The organism is Candidatus Liberibacter sp. (genome assembly GCF_014048425.1).
Lineage (GTDB): Bacteria > Pseudomonadota > Alphaproteobacteria > Rhizobiales > Rhizobiaceae > Liberibacter.
The window spans coordinates 1-1,036 of record NZ_JACETX010000088.1 but is presented as its reverse complement, the minus strand read 5'-3'; the positions used below and the strand labels follow the sequence as shown (position 1 = coordinate 1,036).

Sequence of the window (1,036 nt, the reverse complement as noted above, 5' to 3'; positions counted from 1 at the left end):
CCTGTAATGCCTCTGTTCAGGTATTGAACAGGGAATGACCATTGAGAGCCGTTGATATCAGAGCCTTTGATGATCATCCCGGGTCTAAAAACATTGGGTGGTGTAGCAATGGGAAACAATCCTGTACGACCTTTTAATGCTCTTTTGATGAGAGCAAGAACCTGTTCTTCGGTTAATCCTCCTCCCCCTCCTCCTGATGGTTTAGATTCAAGTGCTTTAATCTTTTTGTCGAATTCGTCCTGGTGGACGGCTTTGATGTTTCTTCTAATGTCTTCTAAAGGATTAGTAGAGTTTGGATGAACAAGAAGAACCACTTTCCCTTCGCTTGTGATGATGTAGATGTCGCCTGATTTGCCAGACGAAAAACCTGATTTAAGCTTACCGCTTTTGGCTTCAAAAGCACCTGACATGGCATACCCGCTAGGGTTAATACCAAAAATGCGGTATCACCCTGAGCGTTTTTTAAGACCATTCTATTGCCTGAATCCCCAGTGAGTAGCTGAGCTTTAGTGACAACGCCTTCAGGTATGACTGTATCGCCTTTTTCCCCTTGAGGTCCTTGCTCACCTTGGTCTCCCTGATCGCCTTTGTCTCCTTTAGGTCCTTTATCTCCTTTAGGTCCTTGAAGCCCCTGTTCACCTTGTTCACCTTTTGGACCTTGCAATCCTTTGTCGCCTTGCTTGCCTTGCTCGCCTTTGTCACCTGCTCCTCCAGCCCCCCCCGAGGGTCTCGATTCAAGTTCTTGTATCTTGGAGCTAATCGCCTTGAGATCAATGAGATCGTCTTGAAGAGTGGAAGAACTAACCGTTCTTAAAATAGTAACATCCGTGTCTATGACTTCTTGAAACCATGCAGTGCCTGAAGACCGATAGCTGTACTAACTGCTCCCTACGCAACTCCAAGTCTTGGATTCTTCCTCCTCAGTTAGAGGTCTAGAAGTACCATCAGTACTCGACATATCAGAAACAGCTTTCATGGATTGAAGCTGGGCAGACGATTTCATCATATCGGCGTGGGTCTTGATCGCTTTAGTTGC

2 protein-coding genes are annotated in these 1,036 nt (G+C 45.9%); both read right to left on the bottom strand.

What is annotated here, in order from left to right:
• A partial coding sequence (locus tag H0G72_RS06175) for a hypothetical protein (protein WP_220456140.1) occupies window positions 1–410 on the bottom strand: 410 nt, incomplete at its 3' end.
• Between the two features lie 52 nt (window positions 411–462).
• The gene (locus H0G72_RS06170; protein WP_220456139.1) at window positions 463–702 is read right to left on the bottom strand and encodes a hypothetical protein; all 240 of its coding nucleotides are present in this window, start codon (window positions 700–702) and stop codon (window positions 463–465) included.
• Between the last annotated feature and the right edge of the window lie 334 nt (window positions 703–1,036).